Raw genomic sequence first — 22,913 nt, forward strand, 5'->3', positions numbered from 1 at the left:
CAGACGCTCGCCTGCCGCCCGTCAGGCCTGGTCGGAGGCGGGCTCGGAGGGGTCCGGGGCCACGAAGAAGTCCGTCAGGAAGCAGGTGACCTCACCCGACGCCGAGCGGCCCGTCCAGGTGGGATAGCAGCCGTCGCCCCATCCGGAGGTGAACGCGGCCAGGGTGTGGCCGCCGTCCGTGGACCTGACCAGATGGGGCCCCGGCGACCAGTCGCTGTTCTCGAAGGCGTCCCACAGCGGTCCCTCCTCCTCCTGGGTCTCCGGGAACGCCTCCTCGGCCGAGGCGTCGTAGAAGCAGCCCGTGCCGGCGTCGACGCCGTACCCGAAGAACTCGTCGTCCTTGAGGCCGGCGAGGTCCTGGCCGGGCAGGAGGGCCAGTTCCCAGGTGACGGCCGGCTCGTCGCGGATGACGAGGCGGGCGGCGGCCACGCGCAGGTGGGGCACGTCGGAGGGGGGCTCGCCGGGCCGGGTGAGGGTCGCCACGGCCGCTTCGACGCGGTAGCGGCCGGGCTCGACGGTGGCCGTGAAGGGCTCGACGTCGCCGCTGCCGAGGTAGACGAACGGGTCGCTGGCGACGACCCGGCCGGTGGGCAGGTCCAGCTCGCCGCCGTCGGCCACATGGATCACACCCGTGGTCCCGGACTCGTAGCTGAACGTGCTGCCCGGGGTGAACAGCCAGGTGTAGTCCCGCGGACTCATCGGCATGACGGCGCCCTTCTCGATCTCACTCGCTGTGCGAGCCGTGTGAGCCGAAACACTAGTGCGACCCACTGACAGGCATGCCGGAGGGGCGGCAGCCGGTACGGCCACCGCCCCTCGGGGGTTCGCGCGCCTACGCCGTCAGCTTGGCCAGCGCCGCGTCGATGCGGGCCAGCGTCTTCTCCTTGCCCAGGATCTCCAGGGACTCGAAGAGCGGCAGGCCGACGGTGCGGCCGGTGACGGCCACGCGGACCGGGGCCTGGGCCTTGCCGAGCTTGAGGCCGTGCGCCTCGCCGGCGGCCAGGACGGCCTCCTTGAGCGACTCGGCCGAGGTCCAGTCCGCCGCCTGAAGCTTCTCGCGGGCCGTGCGCAGCAGGGCGTCGGAGCCCTCCTTCATCGCCTTGGTCCACGAGGCCTCGTCGGAGACCGGCTCCGGCAGGAACAGGAAGTCGACGTTGTCGGTGATCTCGGACAGGACCTTCAGGCGGGTCTGGGCGTGCGGGGCGATCGCCTGCCACTTGGCCTCGTCGAAGTCCTCCGGCGCCCAGGGCGCGAACGGGGCCTTCAGCCACGGGCGGCAGCGCTCGGTGAACTCCTTCACGTCCAGCATGCGGATGTGGTCGGCGTTGATCGCCTCGCACTTCTTCAGGTCGAAGCGCGCCGGGTTGGGGTTCACGTCGGCGATGTCGAAGGCCTGGACCATCTCCTCGATCGTGAAGATGTCCTGGTCCGCGGAGAGCGACCAGCCCAGCAGGGAGAGGTAGTTGAGCAGGCCCTCGGGCAGGAAGCCCTGCTCGCGGTAGAGGTTGAGGGAGGACTGCGGGTCGCGCTTGGAGAGCTTCTTGTTGCCCTCGCCCATGACGTACGGCAGGTGGCCGAACTGCGGGATCCGCTGCGCGATGCCCAGCTCGATCAGCGCCTTGTACAGCGCGATCTGGCGCGGGGTGGAGGAGAGCAGGTCCTCGCCGCGCAGGACGTGGGTGATCTCCATGAGGGCGTCGTCCACCGGGTTCACCAGCGTGTACAGCGGGGCGCCGTTCGCGCGGACGATGCCGTAGTCGGGCACGTTCTCCGGCGTGAAGGTCAGCTCGCCGCGGACCAGGTCGGTGAAGGTGATGGCCTCGTCCGGCATGCGGAAGCGGACGATCGGGGTGCGGCCCTGCGCCTGGTACTCCTCGACCTGCTCGGCGGTCAGGTCGCGGCAGTGGCCGTCGTAGCCGGAGGGCCTGCCTGCGGCGCGGGCGGCCTCGCGGCGGGTGTCCAGCTCCTCCTGGGAGCAGTAGCAGTGGTAGGCGTGGCCGCCGTCGAGGAGCTTCTGGGCGACGTCGGCGTAGAGGTCCATGCGCTGCGACTGGCGGTACGGCGCGTGCGGGCCGCCGACCTCGGGGCCCTCGTCCCAGTCGAAGCCGAGCCAGCGCATCGCGTCGAGCAGCTGGTTGTACGACTCCTCCGAGTCGCGGGCCGCGTCGGTGTCCTCGATGCGGAAGACCAGGGTGCCCTGGTGGTGCCGGGCGAACGCCCAGTTGAACAGGGCGGTGCGGACCAGGCCCACGTGGGGGTTACCGGTGGGTGAGGGGCAGAAACGGACGCGTACGGAGCCGGGTGCGCTAGCCACGCTTGACAACCTTGTTGGTGAGAGTGCCGATGCCTTCGATGGTGACGGCGACCTCGTCGCCGACGCCGAGGGGGCCGACCCCCGCGGGGGTGCCGGTGAGGATCACGTCGCCGGGGAGCAGCGTCATGGCCTCGGAGATGTTGACGATCAGGTCCTCGATCGGGTGGATCATCTCGCTCGTGCGGCCGAGCTGGCGTTGTTCGCCGTTGACCGTGAGCTGGATGGTGAGGTCGTTCGCGGCGTCCACCGAGAGGTCCGTCTCGACCCAGGGGCCGAGCGGGCAGGAGGTGTCGAAGCCCTTGGCCCGGGCCCACTGCTTCTCGCGCTTCTGCACGTCGCGGGCGGTGACGTCGTTGGCGCAGGTGTAGCCGAAGATCACGTCCTTGACGCGGTCGCGCGGGACCTCGCGGCACAGGCGGCCGATGACGACGGCCAGCTCGGCCTCGTGGTGCAGTTCCTGGGAGAACGACGGGTACTGGATGTCGTCGCCGGGGCCGATCACGGAGGTGGACGGCTTGAAGAAGGCGAACGGCGCCTCGGGCACCTCGTTGCCCAGTTCGCGCGCGTGCTCGGCGTAGTTGCGGCCGAACGCCACGACCTTGTTGGGGAGCACCGGCGGGAGCAGCCTGACCTTGCTCAGCGGCACCTTCGTCCCGGACAGCTCGAAGTCCGCGAACGGGATGCCCTTGATGATGTCGAGGACGAGTTCGTCCTGCTTGTCGCCCTCGACCGCGCCGAAGGCTACGTTCCCGTCGATGGAGAACCTGGCGATGCGCACGGGATCCTTGCGCCCCTCACTGAGAACCGGCGTACTGACGCCTCAGGTTATCGGAGCTATGCGAAGTTGTTCGCTTCCGGGGGCATCGCCGCAGGTCAGAGGCGGGTCACCGGGTCGCGCTCGGGCACAGGCCGGTGAGGCGGCCGCCGGGGGCCCGGAAAAAAGCGAACGCGGCCGGAAGGGACCGTCGTGGTCCTTCCGGCCGCGCCCGGCGGAGCCGTCGGCTACTCGCCGGCCGGGGCGCCCGCGCCGGCCGGGACCTCCACCAGGACGGTGCGCCTGGGGTTGGCCGTCTGGGCGGGCAGTTCGACGGAGTGCTCCGGCAGCTCGGGCGTCTGCAGCTCGCCGGCGTCCTTGAGGTGCGCCAGGGTCGTGCGCCGCGGGTTGGCGATCTTGCGGAACATCATCGTCGTCTTCACCGTTGTCGTCCTGTGCCCTCTGGTCGAGTGGTTGGCAGAGTCGTCCGTCTTGTAAAGCGTCAGGCTAAACATCCGATTCCCCGACGAAGGCGCCAACTGCCCATGAGTCGCGTGTGAGTTTGCTCACGAACTCGCGGGCAAACCGGTCAATTCCGGCTGACAACACGCGCCAGCGAAACGGACATTGACCCACTGAAGCCACCATTCCGCTCCTGATCATGGCGACTGGGACACAGGGCGCCACCCGGCGACTCGCAGGGGTACGTCCGTTATGCCCAGGATCCGGTTCCACGGCTGGTAACCCGGCACTCACTGCCCGTCACGGAGGTCACAGCTCGGCTCACTGCCCTTGTTGGAGATCCTGCACTGTGCTGGAATTCCACGGACCGCCGCGGGATCGAACCGGCGCAGGGGGCGCGCACAGCGCCGAGCGGCGGCGAGACAGGGGGGAACCAGCGCCGGTCACTCAAGACCACCGGGGGGCGTATTCAGGGCGCTCTCCACAACGCCGACACCGTGTCCCTCCGTTCACGCGGAGGGGCGCCTGGTCCAGAGGTTGCGACGCTAGTGCAGGGACGTTTCAAGAGGGATGGCAGCGCTTCGGCGGAGCCGGAGCCGCACGGCGGGACCGACCGCGGTTCCTCGCCCCAGCACGCCCAGAACCCGGGCCCCGGCCAGGCCGCGGACGGCGGTGAGCGCGGCGGGCGTCCGGGCGCCTCGGCCCCGTCGGCCTCCGCGACCACGACGCCCTCGGGCGACTCGGCGCCCACGGTGAAGCCGGCGCAGGGCCCGACCGGCACCGGTTCGCGGCTCGCCCTGCGCAACTGGCGCATCTCCACCCGCCTGGTGTCGCTGCTCGCGCTGCCGGTGGTCGCGGCCACCTCGCTGGGCGCGCTCCGTATCGACCAGTCCGTCGAGGACATCCAGCAGCTCGACAACATGAAGCTGCTGACGGAGATGACCAAGCAGGCCACCGAACTGGCCCACGCGCTCCAGGAGGAGCGCGACCAGTCCGCCGGCCCGCTGGCGCACGGCGGCCTGAAGGCGAACGACTACCAGATCAAGGCCTACCAGCAGAAGACCGACCGGGCCCGCGAGAACTTCCTCGACGCCTCCGAGCAGATCGACGCGGCCAGCAAGGACGGCAATCTGCAGGGCGTCCGCGACGCGCTGGTCGGCCTCGCCAACCAGCTGGACGACCTGGCCAGGATCCGCAAGTCGGCCTACGTGTCCAAGGACAACGCGACCCAGACGGTCGAGTCCTACCACCGGCTCATCACCCAGCTGATCGGCCTCTCCCAGGACATGGCCGAGGCGTCCAGCAACCCGGAGATGATCTCCCGCACCCGTGCCCTGGCGGCCTTCTCCACCGCCAAGGAGTACGCCTCCGTGCAGCGCGCGATGATCGCCGCCGCGCTGCCCGCGACCACCAGCACCAAGGGCGACCTCTCCGAGAACGACCGCCTCTACGGCCAGTCGGCGTACGAGAGCGAGGGCTCCGAGCTGGCGATCTTCCGGAAGATCTACGCCAGCCAGAACGCCGAGGAACTGCTCAAGCCGATCGACGAGGGCAACCCGACGATCGAGTCCGCCGACACCTACGCCAAGCGCTCCTTCGAGTCCCCGGACGGCCTGCAGCAGCTGCCGGCGCGGTCCTACAAGGACTGGGTGGACGACAGCTCGACCAAGATCGAGCAGATGAAGAAGATCGAGCGCACGCTCCTGGAGGAGATGGAGCAGAAGGCGCGCGAGCTGAAGAGCGCCACCCAGCGGGACGCGATCATCTCCGGTGCGCTGATCCTGCTCGTGCTCGGCGTCTCGCTCGTCGGCGCGTTCGTCGTCGCCCGGTCCATGATCCGCTCGCTGCGCCGGCTCCAGGAGACCGCGACCAGGGTCGCCCAGGACCGCCTGCCCGAGCTGGTCAAGCAGCTGTCGGAGTCGGACCCGCAGGACGTCGACACCTCCGTGGAGTCGGTCGGTGTGCACTCCCGGGACGAGATCGGCCAGGTGGCCGCGGCCTTCGACGACGTGCACCGCGAGGCGGTCCGCCTCGCCGCCGAGCAGGCGCTGCTGCGGGGCAACGTCAACGCGATGTTCACCAACCTCTCGCGCCGCTCCCAGGGTCTGATCCAGCGCCAGCTGTCCCTCATCTCCGAACTGGAGTCCCGCGAGGCCGACCCGGACCAGCTGTCCTCGCTGTTCAAGCTCGACCACCTCGCGACGCGTATGCGCCGTAACGGTGAGAACCTCCTCGTCCTCGCGGGTGAGGAGCCCGGCCGTCGCTGGACCCGCCCGGTCCCGCTGGTCGACGTGCTCCGCGCCGCCGCGTCCGAGGTGGAGCAGTACGAGCGCATCGAGCTGGCCGCCGTACCCACCACCGAGGTGGCCGGCCGGGTCGTCAACGACCTCGTGCACCTGCTCGCCGAGCTGCTGGAGAACGCGACCTCGTTCTCCTCGCCGCAGACCAAGGTCAAGGTCACCGGTCACGCGCTGCCCGACGGCCGCGTCCTGATCGAGATCCACGACACCGGTATCGGCCTGTCCCCCGAGGACCTGGCGGCGATCAACGAGCGGCTCGCCTCGCCGCCCACCGTCGACGTCTCCGTCTCCCGCCGCATGGGTCTGTTCGTGGTCGGCCGGCTGTCCCAGCGGCACGGCATCCGCATCCAGCTGCGCCCGTCCGACTCCGGTGGTACGACCGCGCTGGTCATGCTGCCCGTGGACGTCGCCCAGGGCGGCAAGAAGCCCGCTCCGGGCAAGCCCGGTGCCCCCGTGTCGACCGGTGGTCCCGCCGCCGCGCAGGCCGCCGCCGGTGCGGCGGCGGCCCGGCGGCAGACCGCCGGCAACGGCGGCGCCCCGGGCGGTGGCGGTCTGCTCGGTGCCGGTCCGGGCTCGCGTGGCCAGGTCGGCTCCGCCCAGGGTCCCCGGGCCGCGCTGCCCGGCGCGGGCCAGGGCGGCCGTCCCGGTGCGCCGGGCGGAGCGCGCGGTCCTCAGGGCGGCAGGCCGGCGCCGGCCGGTGCCGGTGCGGGCGGCTTCGGCGGTCAGACGCCGGGCGCCCCGCAGGGCCTGCAGGCCGCGAACCCGGGCGGGCAGCAGCAGGACGCCTTCGGCGGTCGCGGCCGGAAGCGGTCCGGTGGTCCCTCCGACCAGGGCCGTCAGCCCCAGCTGCCGCCGCGCGGCGGCCCGCGGGCCGAACTGCCCGGCGGTGACCCGCAGTCCCGCACGCCGGACTGGAGCGACGCCCAGGCCCCGCTGTCGCGTGCCTCGCTGGACACCCCGCGCGGCCATGACGAGCAGGACCCGGCGCGGACCGCGCACATGCCGCGCGTGGACGACCGGCAGGGCCCGGGCTCGACCGCGGAGATGCCGCGGATCGACGCCCAGGGGCCGGGCGCGACGGGCGAGTTCCCGCGCGCCGAGCTGAACGGCGGTTCGCACACGGGCCAGTTCGCCCACCCGGACCACGCCCAGCAGAGCGGCCAGTTCGCGCGCCCGGACAGCGCCCAGAACACGGGCCAGTTCCCGCGCCCCGACCACCTCCAGCAGACCGGCCAGTTCACGCGCCCCGACAACCCCCAGGACACGGGTCGGTTCGGGCTCCCCGACGACGGCCGCCAGCAGGGCCGTTTCGACGGCGGCGACCAGCAGGGCACCGACTCGTTCGTCCGCTCCGACGTGTTCGGCACGCCGGCGCCCGGACGGCGGGACAACGGCGCTCAGCACACGGGCCAGTACCCGGCCCCGCAGGCGTACGACGGCGGCTACGACGGCAGCTCCACCGGGCAGCACGCTCTGCCCGGCCGCCAGAACCCCGGTCACACCGGCCAGTTCGAGCGCCCGCAGCCGCCCCGTGCCGACTTCGGCGCCCCCCGTCCGCCGGCCCCGCAGCAGCGTCCGGTCCGCCAGGAGCCCGACAACCGGGGCGCCGCGCAGGCGCCGGGTGACGGATGGGCCCTGCCGCCGGCCAGCGGCCCGGGTGACGGCCGTACCCCGCTGTACGACACGCTGGAGACCAACTGGTTCCACGGCGGTCAGCAGCAGGAGGAGAACGCGCCCGCGCAGCGGCAGCCGCAGGCGCCCGCTCCGCAGCGTCCCGCGCCCGCCGCCAACAACGGCAACGGCTCCTGGCGTACCTCGCCGAACGACGAACTCGTCCGGCAGGCCGAGCGCGTCCGGCAGCCCGCGGCCGGCGGGGTCACCACCTCCGGCCTGCCGCGTCGCGTGCCCCGGGCGAACCTCGTACCGGGCACGGCACAGCAGCAACAGCACCAAAGCGGTCCGCAGGTCTCGCGCGCGCCTGACGACGTGCGCGGACGGCTGACCAATCTCCGTCGGGGCATCGCTCAGGGCCGTCAGGCCGGCAGCGGCCAGACCGGCAGCTTCCCGAGCCCCACTCACCAGCAGGAGCGTTAGTTGAGTCCGATGAGCCAGGCGGCACAGAACCTGAACTGGTTGATCACCAACTTCGTGGACAACACCCCTGGGGTGTCCCACACGGTGGTGGTCTCCGCCGACGGCCTTCTGCTGGCGATGTCCGAAGGCTTCCCGCGGGACCGCGCCGACCAGCTGGCGGCCGTCGCGTCCGGTCTGACCTCGCTGACGGCCGGGGCGTCCCGGATCTTCGAGGGCGGCACCGTGGCGCAGACGGTCGTCGAGATGGAGCGCGGGTTCCTTTTCCTGATGTCCATCTCGGACGGGTCGTCCCTCGCGGTCCTGGCCCATCCCGAGGCGGACATCGGTCTCGTCGGCTACGAGATGGCACTGCTCGTCGACCGCGCAGGGGCGGTACTCACCCCGGACCTGCGCGCCGAACTCCAGGGAAGTCTGCTTCACTGACCGCCCCCGGCACCACCCACCTCACGAAAACACCGTCCGGCCGCCACAATCCCCCCACCGGCCCCGTCAGACGGCTTGACTGACCGACTTGCTGTCCCGCCCGGAGGATTCATGACCCCGCCCACCGCCCATCATGATCCGTACGCGGAGCCGTACGGGGACGAGGGCGACCAGCCGCTGGTGAGGCCGTACGCCATGACCGGCGGCCGGACCAGGCCTCGCTACCAGCTCGCCATCGAGGCGCTGATCAGCACCACGGCCGACCCGGCAGCGCTCATGGGGCTGCTCCCGGAGCACCAGCGCATCTGCCATCTGTGCCGCGAGGTCAAGTCGGTCGCGGAGGTCTCCGCGCTGCTGGCCATGCCGCTCGGTGTGGCCCGGATCCTGGTGGCCGACCTCGCTGAGGCCGGCCTGGTCGCCATCCACCAGCCGGGTGGGGACGAGAACAACGGCGGCGCTCCGGACGTGACGCTGCTCGAAAGGGTGCTCAGTGGACTTCGCAAGCTCTGACGGGGGCCGGGCCACCACCTCCGCGAAGATCGTGGTGGCGGGCGGCTTCGGCGTGGGCAAGACCACGTTCGTCGGCGCCGTCTCGGAGATCAACCCGCTGCGCACAGAGGCCGTCATGACGTCCGCTTCGGCCGGCATCGACGACCTCACCCACACCGGGGACAAGACCACCACCACGGTGGCCATGGACTTCGGCCGCATCACCCTGGACCAGGACCTGATCCTGTACCTGTTCGGCACCCCCGGGCAGGACCGCTTCTGGTTCATGTGGGACGACCTGGTCCGCGGCGCCATCGGCGCCGTCGTCCTGGTGGACACCCGGCGCCTGGCCGACTGCTTCCCCGCGGTCGACTACTTCGAGAACTCGGGCCTGCCCTTCGTCATCGCCCTCAACGGCTTCGACGGCCAGCAGCCCTACTCCCCGGACGAGGTCCGCGAGGCGCTGCAGATCGGCCCGGACACCCCGATCATCACGACGGACGCCCGCCACCGCGCGGACGCCAAGAGCGCGCTGATCACACTGGTGGAACACGCCCTGATGGCACGGCTGAAGTAGCACTCAAGTACGACGGGCCGTAAGGCAGTTGCCGTAAAGGGTTCGGAGCCGACTGTGGCCTTTGACACGGTCGGCTCCGGTGTTCATAACAGTTCGGCAGAGGAATCGCCCGGCATCACCACGCGACGCGGTCGTGTGGTGCCGCTGTGCGCACAAACGCCCCGCCTTTTGGCGGGGCTCGCTCTTTATGACCGTTTTATCTAGCGCTTACAACCGCTCCATCACCAGGTTTCCACTGTTTGGAAGTGCACTGGTCCACGTGCTGGAATGCCTGAACTGCCCAATGGTCAAAGACGTACTGAGTCCGTACCGAGTACGTACTGGTGGTCGATGGCGAACCGGGCTCTGAGAGACTGCGGCACGACGTAGGTGCCGACCGCCGAGAGGTTGTTGGTCGAGTGAGGCGAAGCAAGAACGGTCCCGAGCCGTCGGCGCGGGGCAACTTCACCCCGCCGCCGCGCGCTGCGGCGCCCACCCCCGTTCCCGCTGCGGAACCGGCGGCCACTCCCGCGCCCAGCGGCGGCCGTCTCTCCCCGCGGAACTGGCGGGTGCCGACCCGGCTGAACGCGATCCTGCTCATACCCGTGGCCGTCGGCCTCGTCATGGGCGGCTTCCAGGTGAAGAGCTCGATCGACACCTGGCAGCAGGCCCGCGACGCCGAGAACACCGCCCGTCTCGTGCGCGCCGCCCTCACCTACGCCGACGCTCTGGAGAGCGAGCGCGACGTCACCGCGACACCGCTGCTGCTGAACAAGAAGGACGCCGACAGCAAGGCGCTCGTCGACAACGCCCGCAAGGCCACGGACCAGGCCGCCGACGTCTTCGACGAGGCGACGAAGAGCATGCCCGCCACGTCGGGCCTGCAGCGCCGGCTGAAGCTGTTCCGCGAGGCCGAGCCCAAACTGGCGCAGCTGCGGCAGGTCGCGTACACCTCCAGGACGACCGGCGTGCAGACCGAAGAGGGCTACGTCGAGGTCAGCCACCCCCTGATGGAGTTCGCCAACGAACTCGGTCTGGGCACCGGAAACATCACCTCCTACGGCCGTACCGTCTACGCCATCTCGCTGACCAAGGCGGCGCTGTCGCTGGAGCGGTCGATCGGCACCCACCTGCTGGTCAAGCCCGGCCCGGACGCCCCGAACCTGGCGACCCAGCGGGTCTCCCTGTCCTCGTACGCCTACCTGGAGCGCATCGCCCGGGAGGAGTACCTCGGCGGTGGCACCGAGGCCGACGCGCAGAAGCTGAGCGACGCGGAACAGAAGATCAAGACGGACGCCGCCGGCATGGTCCAGAAGGCCAAGGCGAGCAACCCGAACTACGTCGCCCCGCCCTCCGACCCGACCCGGATGGTCACCGCGGTCGCCACCATGAAGGACACCAGCACCGTCACCCGTGACCAGCTGGCCGCGGGCGGCGTCACCGCCGACAACTGGTGGGCGGTCAACACGCTGAAGTACAAGGCGTACCGCCAGATCGAGTCGGACATGGCCGACAAGGCGGTGAACGAGGCCTCGGCCATCGCCGGCGACGCCAAGACCTCGGCGTTCATCACCGGCGCCGTGGTCGTCGTCGCCCTGCTGGCCGCGTTCCTCCTGGCCGGTCTGGTGGCCCGCCAGATGAGCCGCTCGATGCGTCAGCTGCGCAACGCCGCCTTCGGCATCGCCGAGCAGCGGCTGCCGATGCTGGTCGACCAGTTGTCCCGCACCGACCCCGGCCGGGTCGACACCCGGGTCGCGCCGATCCCGATCACCACCAAGGACGAGATCGGCGAGGTCGCCCGCGCCTTCGACCAGGTCCACCGCGAGGCGGTCCGGCTCGCCTCCGAGCAGGCCCTGCTGCGGGGCAACATCAACGCGATCTTCACCAACCTCTCGCGCCGCAACCAGTCGCTGATCGAGGGCCAGCTCACGCTGATCACCGACCTGGAGAACAACGAGGCCGACCCGGACCAGCTGGAGAACCTCTTCAAGCTGGACCACCTGGCCACCCGTATGCGCCGCAACGGCGAGAACCTCCTGGTCCTCGCCGGCGAGGAGCCCGGCCGCCGCTGGGACCAGCCCGTGCCGCTCATCGACGTGCTGCGCGCCGCCTCCTCCGAGGTGGAGCAGTACGAGCGCATCGAGCTGTCGGGCGTGCCGGAGGCGGAGATCCACGGCCGCGCGGTCACCGACCTCGTGCACCTGCTGGCCGAGCTGCTGGAGAACGCCACCACGTTCTCCTCCCCGCAGACCAAGGTCCGCGTCACGGCGACCCGTCTCCCCGACGGCCGCGTGATGATCGAGATCCACGACAAGGGCATCGGTCTGACCGCCGAGGACTTCGCGGACATCAACCACAAGCTGGCCAACCCGCCGACCGTGGACGCCGCGATCTCGCAGCGCATGGGCCTGTTCGTGGTCGGCCGGCTGTCCGACCGGCACGGCATCCGGGTCCAGCTGCGCCCCTCGGGCGAGCAGGCCGGCACGACGTCCCTGGTCATGCTGCCGGACGCGATCACGCACGGCGGTGGCGGCGAGGCCCCGCTGGACCGCGAGGAGTTCACCGTCTCGCAGATCATCCCGGAGCAGCAGTTCCAGGGTGAGAGCTTCGGCCAGCAGCAGCCGCCGCTGCGCACCGCGGCGGAACTGGGCTTCGACGACAGCCGGTACCCGGAGGTCCCCGACGACATCCGCGACCTGGACCCGGTGGGCCGCTCCCTGATGCGCGAGGAGCGCCGCGCGGCCCTGGAGACCCAGAACCACGGGCAGCAGCCCGGCGAGCCGCGGCAGGAGGCCGCCGAGGCCCCCACCGGGTACACGGACCCGTTCACCGGGCAGCACCAGGCGTACCAGGAGCAGCCTCAGCAGTCGTACGACGAGCAGCCTCAGCAGTCCTACGAGGCACCGGCGTACGAGGAGCAGCGGCAGCAGACGTACGAGGAGCAGCCGCAGCACGCGTCGTACGAGCAGCGCTACGACGAGCAGTACTACGCCCCGAACGGCGAAGTGCCGCAGCACGACGGTTTCTCCGCGAACGGCGGCTACCCGGAGCCCGCGTCCACGTATGCGGAGCCTGCCCAGACGCCGGCCTACCAGGACGACTGGCCCCAGCAGGACGGCTACCAGAACGGCTATCCGGCCCAGTACGCTCCGGAAACGGAATCCTCGCAGGCCGCTGACGCGAGTGAGCGGAACCGCGTAGGCTTCGACCGTCCGGGAACGGCATCTCCCGCCGCACACGAGCTGACCGACGCCGGGCTGCCCCGCCGCGGGTCACCCGCGAGCGGCTCCCCCGCGAGCGGCTCCCACGGCGCAGGCTCCGCGAACGGCACGGCCCGCGTGCAGCAGGAAGCGCCGGCTCCCGCACCGGGGAACGCTCCGGGGACGGGCGGCCAGAGCGGCTGGCGTTCGGCGAACGACGAGCGGTGGCAGCAGGCCGCGCAGCTCCGGAAGCCCAAGGCAGGCGGGGTCACCGCCTCGGGCCTGCCGCGGCGGGTGCCCAAGGCCAATCTGGTCGAGGGTTCCGCCGAGACCACCCCCCAGGGAGGCCCACAGGTCTCCCGCGCCCCGGAGGACGTCCGGGGCAGGCTGAGCAACCTGCGCCGGGGCGTCCAGCGCGGACGCAGCGCAGGCAGTGAAACGAACGGCCAGGGCTTCGGTCCTGACAGCACCTACAACCAGGAGCGTTAGTGTGAGCCCGATGAGCCAGGCGGCACAGAACCTGAACTGGTTGATCACCAACTTCGTGGACAACACCCCGGGGGTGTCCCACACGGTGGTGGTCTCCGCCGACGGACTCCTTCTGGCGATGTCCGAAGGCTTCCCCCGCGACCGCGCCGACCAGCTCGCGGCCGTCGCCTCCGGTCTGACGTCTCTGACGGCAGGCGCCTCCCGGATCTTCGAGGGAGGCAGCGTGAATCAGACGGTTGTGGAGATGGAGCGGGGATTCCTCTTCATCATGTCCATCTCCGACGGTTCCTCGCTCGCGGTCCTGGCCCACCCCGAGGCGGACATCGGCCTCATCGGGTACGAGATGGCCCTTCTGGTGGACCGCGCGGGCACGGTCCTCACCCCGGATCTCCGCGCGGAGCTCCAGGGAAGCCTTCTCAACTAATAATCGGACGGTGCGTATTCGCGTCCCGGGGCCGTAAGGTTTCGGGACGCGGTTCCCCAGGGACGGGTGCCCGGCGCAGTCGGAGGAGGAGAAAGTGGCAACACCCCCAGGCGGTTCGTCTTCGGGCAACTGGTCGTACGGCCCTGCCCAGGGCCAGAGCGACGGTTCGGCGAACCCGTACAACTTCCCCTCCGCCCCCAGCCACCGGCAGCCGTACGCCCCGCAGGGCCCGGGCCCGTCGCCGTACGACCAGCCCCCGGCGCCGCGCATCCAGCCGGTCCAGCCGCAGCGCCGCCCCGAGCCGGCACCGGCCTCGGCGTCCAACAACCCCCTGGTGCGTCCGTACGCCATGACCGGCGGCCGGACCCGCCCGCGCTACCAGCTCGCCATCGAGGCGCTGGTGCACACCACCGCCGCTCCGCACCAGATGCAGGGTCAGCTGCCCGAGCATCAGCGGATCTGCAACCTCTGCCGGGAGATCAAGTCAGTGGCCGAGATCTCGGCCCTTCTCACGATCCCTCTCGGCGTGGCCAGGATCCTCGTCGCCGACTTGGCGGAGGCGGGCCTGGTCGCCATCCATCAGCCCGGCGGCGACGAGAACGCCGGTGGCCAGCCAGACGTGACACTGCTCGAAAGGGTGCTCAGTGGACTTCGCAAGCTCTAGCGGCGGTCCTTCCCGCTCCACCACCTCCGCGAAGATCGTGGTGGCGGGCGGCTTCGGCGTGGGCAAGACCACGTTCGTCGGCGCCGTCTCGGAGATCAACCCGCTGCGCACAGAGGCCGTCATGACGTCCGCTTCGGCCGGCATCGACGACCTCACCCACACCGGGGACAAGACCACCACCACGGTGGCCATGGACTTCGGCCGCATCACCCTGGACCAGGACCTGATCCTGTACCTGTTCGGCACCCCCGGCCAGGACCGCTTCTGGTTCATGTGGGACGACCTGGTCCGCGGCGCCATCGGCGCGATCGTCCTCGTCGACACCCGGCGTCTCGCCGACTGCTTCCCCGCGGTCGACTACTTCGAGAACTCGGGCCTGCCCTTCGTCATCGCCCTCAACGGCTTCGACGGCCAGCAGCCCTACTCCCCGGACGAGGTCCGCGAGGCGCTGCAGATCGGCCCGGACACCCCGATCATCACGACGGACGCCCGCCACCGCGCGGACGCCAAGAGCGCGCTGATCACACTGGTGGAACACGCCCTGATGGCACGCCTGCGCTAGCCGGTCCCGCTTGACGAGGGGTCCTTTCCTTCCGGAGAGGGCCCCTTTGTCGTGGAGCCGCACGCGGAGACGCCCGGCATCGCCGTCACCGTCCGCTGAACACACCGCGGCCCCGCCCTCCCGAAAGGAGAAGCGGGGCCGCGGTGGACGCGCTACGAACCTCAGTGCCAGCTGTGCGGCGCCCGGAAGCCGGGCTCGCGCTCCAGGCGGCGCCAGCCTGCCTTCGCGCGGGCCCGGTGGGTCGCCGAAGGCTCGGGGCGGGCGGCGGCGCGGGCCAGGAGGATCGCTGTGATGGCGGCGACTTCCTCGGGCTCGGCGTGGCCCTTCTCGACGCGGATGTCAGGAGTGCTCATGGGTGTCAGTCTCCGTGAGAGAGGTGTCCGCCGGGTTACTGCGGCGGGTTGCCGTGCTTGCGGGAGGGCAGGTCGGCGTGCTTGGTGTGCAGCATCGCCAGGGACTTGATCAGCACCTCGCGGGTCTCGGCGGGGTCGATGACGTCGTCGACCAGGCCCCGCTCGGCCGCGTAGTAGGGGTGCATCAGCTCGGACTTGTACTCCTTGACCATCCGCGCCCGCATGGCCTCGGGGTCCTCGGCCTCGGCGATCTGCCGGCGGAAGATGACGTTGGCCGCGCCCTCCGCACCCATCACGGCGATCTCGTTCGTCGGCCACGCGTAGGTGAGGTCGGCGCCGATCGACTGGGAGTCCATGACGATGTAGGCACCTCCGTACGCCTTGCGCAGGATGAGCGAGATCCTCGGCACGGTCGCGTTGCAGTAGGCGTACAGCAGCTTCGCGCCGTGGCGGATGATTCCGCCGTGCTCCTGGTCGACACCGGGGAGGAACCCGGGGACGTCCAGGAAGGTGACGATCGGGATATTGAAAGCGTCACACATCTGGACAAAGCGCGCAGCTTTTTCACTCGCCTCGATGTCCAGCACGCCCGCCAGGACCTGCGGCTGGTTCGCGATGATGCCGACCACCTGGCCGTCCAGCCGGGCGAGGGCGCAGATGATGTTGCGCGCCCAGCGCTCGTGGACCTCCAGGTACTCGCCGTCGTCGACGATCTCCTCGATGACCTTGGCCATGTCGTAGGGCCGGTTGCCGTCGGCCGGGACCAGGTCCAGCAGCACGTCGCCGCGGCGGTCCGCCGGGTCCGTGGAGTCGACCCGCGGCGGGTTCTCACGGTTGTTCTGCGGGAGGAGCGACAGGAGGTAGCGCACCTCGGCGATGCACGTCTCCTCGTCGTCGTACGCGAAGTGGCAGACGCCGCTCGTCTCGGCGTGGACGTCCGCGCCGCCCAGGCCGTTCTGGGTGATCTCCTCGCCGGTGACGGCCTTGACCACGTCGGGGCCCGTGATGAACATCTGGGACGTGTCGCGGACCATGAAGACGAAGTCCGTCAGCGCCGGGGAGTACGCGGCGCCGCCCGCGCACGGGCCGAGCATCACGGAGATCTGCGGGATGACACCGCTCGCCCTGGTGTTGCGCTGGAAGATGCCGCCGTAGCCGGCGAGGGCGGAGACGCCCTCCTGGATGCGGGCGCCGGCGCCGTCGTTGAGCGACACCAGCGGAGCACCGGCCGCGATGGCCATGTCCATGATCTTGTGGATCTTGGTGGCGTGGGCCTCGCCGAGAGCGCCGCCGAAGATCCGGAAGTCGTGGGCGTAGACGAAGACCGTACGGCCCTCCACCGTGCCCCAGCCGGTGATGACACCGTCGGTGTACGGCTTCTTCGCCTCCAGGCCGAAGCCGGTCGCCCGGTGCCGGCGCAGCTGCTCGACCTCCTGGAAGGACCCGGGGTCGAGGAGCAGCTCGATCCGCTCCCGTGCCGTCAGCTTGCCCTTGGCGTGCTGCGCCTCGGTCGCCTTCTCGCTCGGGCCCGCCAGGGCCTGGGCGCGGATCTCGTGCAGTTCGGCGACCCGTCCGCGTGCGTCCGTCGGCTCGCCGGTCGGCTCACCCGTCGTCTCTTCCAAAACGGTCATGTAGTGACCTTACGAAGGACCCGAAGAAAAGCGAGCCGTCGACTCTGTACAGTCTCCGGCCCGTTTTCCTGGTGCCAGTGAACAGAACCATGGCGGCATGCAGGCGTTCCGACTGCTCAGGAGGGCATCTCGTTGTAGGGAGGCCACAAAGCCGTCAGCCGAGAGTCAGCTCACATTCGTGGGTGGCACATGCCATCCCCGGAGTGACACGGAGCCTCAGACGGCGGTCAGCCGAAAGGACCTCGACGCTGTCGTCGGCCCGGGTCACCGCGCGCACCGCACGGTTCCAGACCAGCTCCAGCGGGGCTCCGGTGCGGGGCGGCTCGCTCACGCAGAGGGTGGCCGTCCGGCCCCGGCGTACGACGAGCACGCTCGCGCCGGCCGAGACGGTCAGGTCCCCCACCGTACCGTCCCGCCAGAAGTTCCACGCCGTCAGGCCCAGCCGGGGGACGGCGACGGCCTGGTGGCCGGCGTCGTTGGCGAGGACGGCCAGCCAGTGCCGGTCGGCGGCCCGGGCGGCGGTCTGCGCGCGGGAGGCGCCGGGCAGCAGGACGTAGGCGTAGCCGCCGTCCTCGGGGTCGGTGCCGTGGTCGAGCCAGAGGGTCTGCCATCGCCGGGTGCGCCGCTCGTCCGTGCTGGTGGTGTTGATGTCGGACCAGGCGCCGGTGCGGTCCTCGCGGAGGGTGTGCAGCTCGCCGCCGCACGGCAGGATCCATCCGCCGTGCTCCTCCAGGTGGGCCCAGTTCCGCCCGCGCACAAAGCTCTGGGTGCCGTTCTCCCCCAGGTTGCGGCTGTCCACGACCGTCTCCACCGGGACGCCGTCGGCGCAGGAGATCCCGGCGCCGAGGCAGACCACGGCGTCGTCGAGGAAGAACCAGGACTTGTGGGCCCGAAGGGTGGAGCCGAGGCCCTTGAGGTGCTGGCCGACCGCCGCGTACGTGCCGTCGGTGGTTCCGCCGACCCAGCGGACGTCCGGCTTGGGGGCGCCCCACTCGCCGCCGGCCCGGTCGGGCAGCCGCTTCGTGGACACGGTGGTGCCGGGCAGCCGGTACCAGTCGACGGTGGGCCAGTACCAGTCGGTGTACTGGCCGCTGCGGCCCCGGGGCCACCAGGAGAGCATGCCGGACCCGGTGTGCCAGCCGCGCGGGTTCTCGCCGTTGCCGCACTCGTAGTGGGCGATGCGGTCGCTGGCCATGGCGAGGGCGGCGGTGAAGCGGGGCGTGCGGTGGACGGCGCGGTCCATGGCCGGGAAGAGACGGTGGCCGAGGGGTTCCGGGGCGGCGGGTCCGGGCGAGGCGGCGATGGCGTGCAGCCGCGCGAGATCGGCGACGCCGAACTGTCGTGAGGTCAGCACCGGTGTGACGGTGTCCCGTTCGATCCAGCCCTTGATCCGGCCGTGCCACCGTTCCCGCTCGGCCGCGCTCGCGCCGCCCGCGAGGAGGGCGATGGCGGCGATCAGGGCCTGCCCGTGGTAGTGGTCGCCGCGCAGCACGTGCTGGTCGTCACTGCGCAGGTAACCCCGGCTGATGGCGCGGCCGTTGACGCAGTCCATCACCAGCCCGTCGTGGATCAGGGGCGCGTAGGCGTGCTCGACGCTGTCCAGGACGTGTCGCCGGGCGGGCTCGGTGACCTCCCAGTCGGACCCCGCGAGCAGCGCGAACAGCCGCCCGAGGCCGTCGAGCAGGACCTGGCCGTACGTGCCGGAGTAGGCGACCCAGGTGTGCTGGACGAAGGACCCGTCGGCGTAGAGGCCGTCGCCCTTCGTCACATACGGGAAGACGGGCGAGAGGGCGTCGCGGGCCAGGGAGATCTTCTGCGGACTCCGGCCGAGGATGCCGCGCAGGGCGACCGAGCGGCACAGGTCGACGCGGTTGGCGCCGGTGGAGGTGCCGGAGTAGTCGGTGAGCATGGCGTCCGGGACGAAGTGGTCGACGGCCGCGCAGGCCGCCGCGATCCGGGCCGGGCCGAGCCGCTCGTACAGGGCGGCCGTGATGTCCGTCAGCAGCCGGGGGCTGCCGATCTGCCACTCCCACCAGTTGCCGTAGCGGGTGGTGGCGGGGTTGTAGACGGTGGCGGAGAGGTGGTCGAGCCCGCGCAGCACGTCGGCGAGGAGGCCGGGGTCGCCGGTGGAACCGGTGCCGCTCTGGACGTACGCCTGGGCCATGGTCCACAGGCGGCCGTAGCTGAAGGTGATGCCGGAGGGCGGGTCGAAGGGATGCCCGGGCCAGAGCGAAGCGGCAGCGGGCTCCATACCGTCCCGGAACTCCCGTGCCCGCTGACCCAGTTGGGCGAGCCGGGAGGCGTACGGCTCGGCGGCCGGATCGTATCCCGCGCCCAGGGCGATGCCGAGCCAGCGGCGGCGCAGTACGTCGTACGGGTCCTCGGACGCCCGCGCGCCGGGCGCCGGGGCGGCGGCGAGGGCGGCGGCCAGCAGCAGCGCGCGTCGGGTCATGCGCATGGGCCCGGTCACCGCCCTCTCTCCTCGGCTCCCGGCTCAGCAGCCGCCGCAGTTGTAGTAGAGGACGTCCCAGTGGCTGCCCTCGTCGGCATAGATGTTGCCGGAGCCGGACTGGTACTGCGGGGCGCCGTCGCCGCGCAGGCCGATGTAGCTGAAGTTGTTCCTGATGTACGACGTCACGCACGTGCTCTTGGAGTAGTCGAGCTTGTAGCCGTTCCAGTGTGAGTAGGTGCCGGAGGCGTGGCCGGTCTCGGTGCCGCCGGTGATGTTGAGGGCGCAGCCGCTGGCCCGCTTGAGGGTCTGGGCGCCCTGGGCGGTGGCGAGGTTGAGCTGCTCGAAGGACGTACAGGTCGAGTTGTAGCGGTCGGAGCAGTTGCCCGAGGACGACCAGGTGATGCCGACGTCGCGGAACATCTGGGTGGCGGTCGCGTGGCTGATCTTGGTGACGGCGAAGGCGTCGGTGGCGGTGCCGAGGACGGCGACGCCGGGGGCGACGACGAGGGCGAGCGCGGTCAGCAGCGCGCGGGGCTTGAGCGGCTTCATGGGGACCTTCCTGCGGTGGGCCGTGCGTCCTGTGGGTCGGCTGTGCAGGTGGTGCAGGCAGATGGTGCCCGAGCGGTCGGGGGGTGCGCCAGAGGGCGGAAGCGGTTACTCGGCGCACTCGTGGAAACACGCTGCGGATGATGTTGAAAACCGAACCGAATGCGTCTACTGTCTGAGTCGCAGGGTTCGTTTAAGTTTCAACAAGGAGCACGTCATGGGATTCTTCAGCCGCAAGGACAGCACCCCCGCCCCCGCCGCACAGGCTACCGCCGGCCCCGACCTGACCGCGCTGACCGGCGACTACACGATCGACCCGTCCCACAGCACGATCGGCTTCGTCGCCCGGCACGCCATGGTCACCAACGTCAAGGGCGGCTTCCAGGACTTCACCGGCACGCTCCACCTCGACGGCGCGGACCCCACCAAGTCCACCGCCACCCTCGATGTCCAGATGGCCAGCATCGAGACCGGCAACACCGACCGCGACGGCCACCTGAAGTCGTCCGACTTCTTCAAGATCGACGAGTTCCCGGTCATGACGTTCCGCTCCACCAAGGCGGAGTCCCTGGGCGGCGACGACTACCGCATCACCGGCGACCTGTCCCTGCTCGGCGTCACCAAGCCGCTCACCATCGACCTGGAGTTCAACGGCGCCGCGACGGACCCGTTCGGCAACGCGCGCGTCGGCTTCGAGGGCAAGGCCGAGATCCTGCGCTCGGAGTGGGGCCTGACCTGGAACGCGGCCCTGGAGACGGGCGGCGTCCTGGTCTCCGACAAGATCAAGCTCGTCTTCGACATCTCGGCGATCAAGAGCGCGTGAGCGTCCCGCAGCCGACGGAGGGTGGGCACAGTGCCCGTCGGCAACAGGTGACCCTCGGGCCGCTCGCTTCCCGGCCAGTGTCGGGCTTCCGCGGTCCGCGTCAAGGGCGCGTTCCAGCCCGGGGAAGAAGCGAGCGAGCGGCCCGAAACAGCGGTGGCCCCGGCCGGCGCCGGGATCTGGGGCCCTACCGGGTCCCTCGCTCGGTGATTGGCGGATTTGTGCCAAGCGTCGCCGGAACAGCAGCGGTCAAGCGGCTGAACGATCGGCGGAAGTGGCCCACATCCGCCAATCACCGAACCTGTGTGACCTGAGGGGCCCATGGGACGTCAGCCCATCCCCCGCTCCCACCCACCCGCCGTTCGCCGCTGAGCCCACCCGGCGTGCTGGCGAGGCGCGGGTGCGTCCGTTCGCCGACGGGGCGGTGCAACCCCGGTAGCCGCCCACCCCGCCTGGGCCACCGTCTTTCCGGGCCGCCCGCTCGCTTCTCCCCCGTGCTGGAGCGGGCCGGGTCAAGGGTGGGCCGGAGGCCCATCGCCGAAGGCGACGCGGAACGCGCCCTTGACGCGGACCGTGGAAGCACGACACTGGCCGAGAAGCGGGCGGCCCAACGGCCACGTCACCCCACGCTCACCGCAGCCGACCCGGAACGGCCACCCCCTCACCCCGCACCGCGAACTCGCACCACACGATCTTGCCCGGGTTCCGCTCCCCCACGCCCCACTTGTCGTGCACCTCGACGCGTAGGACGCCGTCCGTGTGCAGAGCCAGCCGCAGCAGGAAGCCACGGCCGGCGGGGACGCAGTGGAGGAGGGCGTTGGTCACCAACTCGCTCACGCAGAGCAGTACGTCGTCGCCGCGCTCGGCTGTGGCCCAGTCCGCCAGTGCCTGGCCGGCGAACTCCCGGGCGAGCCGTACCGATCTGCGGTCCCGGCGGTAGAAGGCCTGGCGCGTGCGGGGTGTTGGCGTTCTGCGTTCATGCACCGCTCAGAAGTTCCCGCCGAAGTCTCCTCCCCCGCCCCCGCCGTCGAAGCCGCCCCCGCCGTCGAAGCCGCCTCCGTCGCCGAAGCCGCCTCCGTAGTCGCCGGGGGCGAAGTCGGTGCCGGAGACGTCGCCGCCCTCGTAGCCGTCCCCGCCGAAGTCGCCGTACCCGGTGCCGTAGTCGGCGGCGTACGTGGGGGTGGCCATCACGCTGCCCAGCAGGGTGCCGACGAGGAGGCCGGGGAGGAGGCCGCCGCCGAAGTAGCCGCCGGCCCAGGGGCCGTAGGCGGGGCCCGCGTCCCAGTAGGGGCGGCGTCCGTAGTCGGTGTCGACCTCGCGGACCACGGGGTCGCGGCCGTCGGCCAGACGGGTGGCGTCGGCGGCGCAGACCGGGACCTGGCGCGGGGCGCCGCCGGGCGGGGTCCAGGTGGCGTCGGAGACCGAGGGGCCGTGCCGGGGGTCGAAGAAGCAGGGCGGGCGGCGCTCCGGGAGCGGGCGGCCCTCGCGGCGGGCGGCCAGCTGGGCGAGGGAGAAGCGGCCGTCCTCCAGCGTCTCGGTGACCGACCGGACGTCCTCCGGTTTCCGGGCCGTGGCCATGCGCTGCTTGGCGGTCTCGTAGGCGTCCAGCGCGCGCTCGTAGTCGGCGCGCATCGCGTCGTCGGCGCCCGCTTCCGAGGGGTGGAAGTCCAGGCGGTCGAGTTCCTCGCCGAACGCGGTGATGTCCTCGTCCACGACCACCCGCAGCCGGTCCAGGGCGGCCCGCTGCTCCTCCTCGCGGCGCCGGCGGCTGCGGCGGACCAGCGCGTACGCGCCCGCGCCCGCGGCCACCAGGACGGCGGCGGTCGTGATCAGTGCCGTGGCCGAGGCACCCCCGCCGCCGGCGGAGCCGCCCCAGCTCCGGGGGGCGTGGCCGCCCATGTTGGCCAGGGCGCGGTCGGTGAAGTCGGCGAGCTGGGCCTTGGCGTCCTCGCCCTGGACGCTGCGGACCAGGTTCTGCCGGGCCGTGGCCGGCATGACGGAGGAGTCGGCGCGGGCGTCGAAGCGGTCGCCGAGGCGGATGCCGTAGAGGCCGGTGACGCCGGTGGCGGAGCGGAGGTCGGAGAAGAGGTGCGCGGTCGGGTAGCCGGCCGGGAGGACCGCGATGAACAGGGGTTTGTTCGCGTCCCTGATCCGGTCGGCGAGCGTGTCGGCGTCCGCGGCGGACAGCTGGTCGCGGGCCGCCGGGTCGACGTAGACCGGGCTCTTGCGCAGGGCCTGGGCGATCGTGGAGACGCTGGTGTCCGCGCTCGCCCCGGGCGCGAACAGGGTCGTCAGCGCCAGGACGAGGGCGGCCAGCAGCAGGGCGGGGAGGCTTCGGGTCCGCGGCACGGCCTTCATACCTTGAAACTACCCGAAGCCT

At 71.1% G+C, this 22,913-nt stretch carries 19 protein-coding genes; 9 read left to right on the forward strand and 10 right to left on the reverse strand.

Going from position 1 to position 22,913, the window contains the following annotated elements; all coding sequences use genetic code 11:
* Positions 1-21 precede the first annotated feature (21 nt).
* From AB0L21_RS10835 to AB0L21_RS10850, 4 genes are all read right to left on the reverse strand, one after another.
* Positions 22-705 (reverse strand): DUF4241 domain-containing protein, encoded by a 684-nt coding sequence (locus AB0L21_RS10835; protein ID WP_365703039.1) that lies wholly within the window; start codon positions 703-705, stop codon positions 22-24.
* Positions 706-832: 127 nt separating this feature from the next.
* Positions 833-2,314 carry a glutamate--tRNA ligase gene (gene gltX / locus AB0L21_RS10840; RefSeq protein ID WP_365703041.1) on the reverse strand — a complete coding sequence of 494 codons (1,482 nt, stop codon included), beginning with the start codon at positions 2,312-2,314 and terminating at the stop codon, positions 833-835.
* Complete coding sequence (locus tag AB0L21_RS10845) at positions 2,307-3,092, reverse strand: fumarylacetoacetate hydrolase family protein (RefSeq protein ID WP_365703043.1); 786 nt, start codon at positions 3,090-3,092, stop codon at positions 2,307-2,309. Before AB0L21_RS10845 ends, gltX begins: the two co-directional genes overlap by 8 nt.
* A gap of 224 nt (positions 3,093-3,316) precedes the next feature.
* Positions 3,317-3,511, reverse strand: a complete 195-nt coding sequence (locus AB0L21_RS10850) for a hypothetical protein (RefSeq protein ID WP_365703045.1) — start codon at positions 3,509-3,511, stop codon at positions 3,317-3,319.
* A 567-nt stretch (positions 3,512-4,078) separates the two neighbouring features.
* On the opposite strand from AB0L21_RS10850, the gene AB0L21_RS10855 reads away from it, so the two are divergent.
* The 8 genes from AB0L21_RS10855 to AB0L21_RS10890 all read left to right on the forward strand — a co-directional run bounded on the left by AB0L21_RS10855 (position 4,079) and on the right by AB0L21_RS10890 (position 14,731).
* Positions 4,079-7,924, forward strand: coding sequence for a nitrate- and nitrite sensing domain-containing protein (locus AB0L21_RS10855; protein ID WP_365783424.1), 3,846 nt, complete (start codon positions 4,079-4,081; stop codon positions 7,922-7,924).
* Between the two features lie 9 nt (positions 7,925-7,933).
* On the forward strand, positions 7,934-8,347 hold the full coding sequence (locus AB0L21_RS10860; protein WP_014675212.1) for a roadblock/LC7 domain-containing protein: 414 nt from the start codon (positions 7,934-7,936) through the stop codon (positions 8,345-8,347).
* A 111-nt stretch (positions 8,348-8,458) separates the two neighbouring features.
* Positions 8,459-8,857: a DUF742 domain-containing protein gene (locus AB0L21_RS10865; RefSeq protein ID WP_009190816.1), complete on the forward strand. Its 399-nt coding sequence runs from the start codon at positions 8,459-8,461 to the stop codon at positions 8,855-8,857.
* Positions 8,838-9,413, forward strand: a complete 576-nt coding sequence (locus AB0L21_RS10870; protein WP_365703049.1) for an ATP/GTP-binding protein — start codon at positions 8,838-8,840, stop codon at positions 9,411-9,413. Before AB0L21_RS10865 ends, AB0L21_RS10870 begins: the two co-directional genes overlap by 20 nt.
* Positions 9,414-9,811: 398 nt before the next feature.
* Positions 9,812-13,081, forward strand: a complete 3,270-nt coding sequence (locus tag AB0L21_RS10875; RefSeq protein ID WP_365783425.1) for a nitrate- and nitrite sensing domain-containing protein — start codon at positions 9,812-9,814, stop codon at positions 13,079-13,081.
* 10 nt (positions 13,082-13,091) lie between these two features.
* A complete protein-coding gene (locus AB0L21_RS10880) occupies positions 13,092-13,505 on the forward strand; it encodes a roadblock/LC7 domain-containing protein (protein ID WP_004983065.1) in 414 nt (137 codons plus the stop codon).
* Between the two features lie 94 nt (positions 13,506-13,599).
* Complete coding sequence (locus AB0L21_RS10885) at positions 13,600-14,169, forward strand: DUF742 domain-containing protein (protein WP_365703053.1); 570 nt, start codon at positions 13,600-13,602, stop codon at positions 14,167-14,169.
* Positions 14,150-14,731, forward strand: a complete 582-nt coding sequence (locus AB0L21_RS10890) for an ATP/GTP-binding protein (RefSeq protein ID WP_093769009.1) — start codon at positions 14,150-14,152, stop codon at positions 14,729-14,731. The genes AB0L21_RS10885 and AB0L21_RS10890 overlap by 20 nt, the downstream gene beginning before the upstream one ends.
* A 161-nt stretch (positions 14,732-14,892) precedes the next feature.
* Here AB0L21_RS10890 and AB0L21_RS10895 read toward each other — a convergent pair whose 3' ends face one another.
* The 4 genes from AB0L21_RS10895 to AB0L21_RS10910 form a co-directional block, all read right to left on the reverse strand.
* Positions 14,893-15,084, reverse strand: coding sequence for an acyl-CoA carboxylase subunit epsilon (locus AB0L21_RS10895; RefSeq protein ID WP_030992729.1), 192 nt, complete (start codon positions 15,082-15,084; stop codon positions 14,893-14,895).
* A gap of 35 nt (positions 15,085-15,119) precedes the next feature.
* Positions 15,120-16,715 carry an acyl-CoA carboxylase subunit beta gene (locus AB0L21_RS10900; protein WP_365703055.1) on the reverse strand — a complete coding sequence of 532 codons (1,596 nt, stop codon included), beginning with the start codon at positions 16,713-16,715 and terminating at the stop codon, positions 15,120-15,122.
* A 154-nt stretch (positions 16,716-16,869) separates the two neighbouring features.
* Positions 16,870-19,173 (reverse strand): polysaccharide lyase 8 family protein, encoded by a 2,304-nt coding sequence (locus AB0L21_RS10905; protein WP_365783514.1) that lies wholly within the window; start codon positions 19,171-19,173, stop codon positions 16,870-16,872.
* 36 nt (positions 19,174-19,209) lie between these two features.
* Positions 19,210-19,716 carry a hypothetical protein gene (locus AB0L21_RS10910; RefSeq protein ID WP_365703059.1) on the reverse strand — a complete coding sequence of 169 codons (507 nt, stop codon included), beginning with the start codon at positions 19,714-19,716 and terminating at the stop codon, positions 19,210-19,212.
* Positions 19,717-19,930: 214 nt separating this feature from the next.
* On the opposite strand from AB0L21_RS10910, the gene AB0L21_RS10915 reads away from it, so the two are divergent.
* Positions 19,931-20,536 carry a YceI family protein gene (locus AB0L21_RS10915; protein ID WP_365703061.1) on the forward strand — a complete coding sequence of 202 codons (606 nt, stop codon included), beginning with the start codon at positions 19,931-19,933 and terminating at the stop codon, positions 20,534-20,536.
* A gap of 627 nt (positions 20,537-21,163) precedes the next feature.
* On the opposite strand, the gene AB0L21_RS10920 is transcribed toward AB0L21_RS10915, so the two are convergent.
* Positions 21,164-21,517, reverse strand: coding sequence for an ATP-binding protein (locus AB0L21_RS10920; protein WP_365703063.1), 354 nt, complete (start codon positions 21,515-21,517; stop codon positions 21,164-21,166).
* Between the two features lie 3 nt (positions 21,518-21,520).
* Complete coding sequence (locus AB0L21_RS10925; protein ID WP_365783427.1) at positions 21,521-22,891, reverse strand: hypothetical protein; 1,371 nt, start codon at positions 22,889-22,891, stop codon at positions 21,521-21,523.
* Positions 22,892-22,913 lie beyond the last annotated feature (22 nt).

It is taken from the genome of Streptomyces sp. NPDC052721 (genome assembly GCF_040678315.1).
Lineage (GTDB): Bacteria > Actinomycetota > Actinomycetes > Streptomycetales > Streptomycetaceae > Streptomyces.

Coding starts and splice junctions, on each gene's coding strand:
- AB0L21_RS10835 (WP_365703039.1), bottom strand. CDS start 705: ATGCCGATGAGTCCGCGGGACTACACCTGGCTGTTCACCCCGGGCAGC.
- AB0L21_RS10905 (WP_365783514.1), bottom strand. CDS start 19,173: ATGCGCATGACCCGACGCGCGCTGCTGCTGGCCGCCGCCCTCGCCGCC.
- AB0L21_RS10895 (WP_030992729.1), bottom strand. CDS start 15,084: ATGAGCACTCCTGACATCCGCGTCGAGAAGGGCCACGCCGAGCCCGAG.
- AB0L21_RS10880 (WP_004983065.1), top strand. CDS start 13,092: ATGAGCCAGGCGGCACAGAACCTGAACTGGTTGATCACCAACTTCGTG.
- AB0L21_RS10900 (WP_365703055.1), bottom strand. CDS start 16,715: ATGACCGTTTTGGAAGAGACGACGGGTGAGCCGACCGGCGAGCCGACG.
- AB0L21_RS10925 (WP_365783427.1), bottom strand. CDS start 22,891: ATGAAGGCCGTGCCGCGGACCCGAAGCCTCCCCGCCCTGCTGCTGGCC.
- AB0L21_RS10865 (WP_009190816.1), top strand. CDS start 8,459: ATGACCCCGCCCACCGCCCATCATGATCCGTACGCGGAGCCGTACGGG.
- AB0L21_RS10915 (WP_365703061.1), top strand. CDS start 19,931: ATGGGATTCTTCAGCCGCAAGGACAGCACCCCCGCCCCCGCCGCACAG.
- AB0L21_RS10910 (WP_365703059.1), bottom strand. CDS start 19,716: ATGAAGCCGCTCAAGCCCCGCGCGCTGCTGACCGCGCTCGCCCTCGTC.
- AB0L21_RS10860 (WP_014675212.1), top strand. CDS start 7,934: ATGAGCCAGGCGGCACAGAACCTGAACTGGTTGATCACCAACTTCGTG.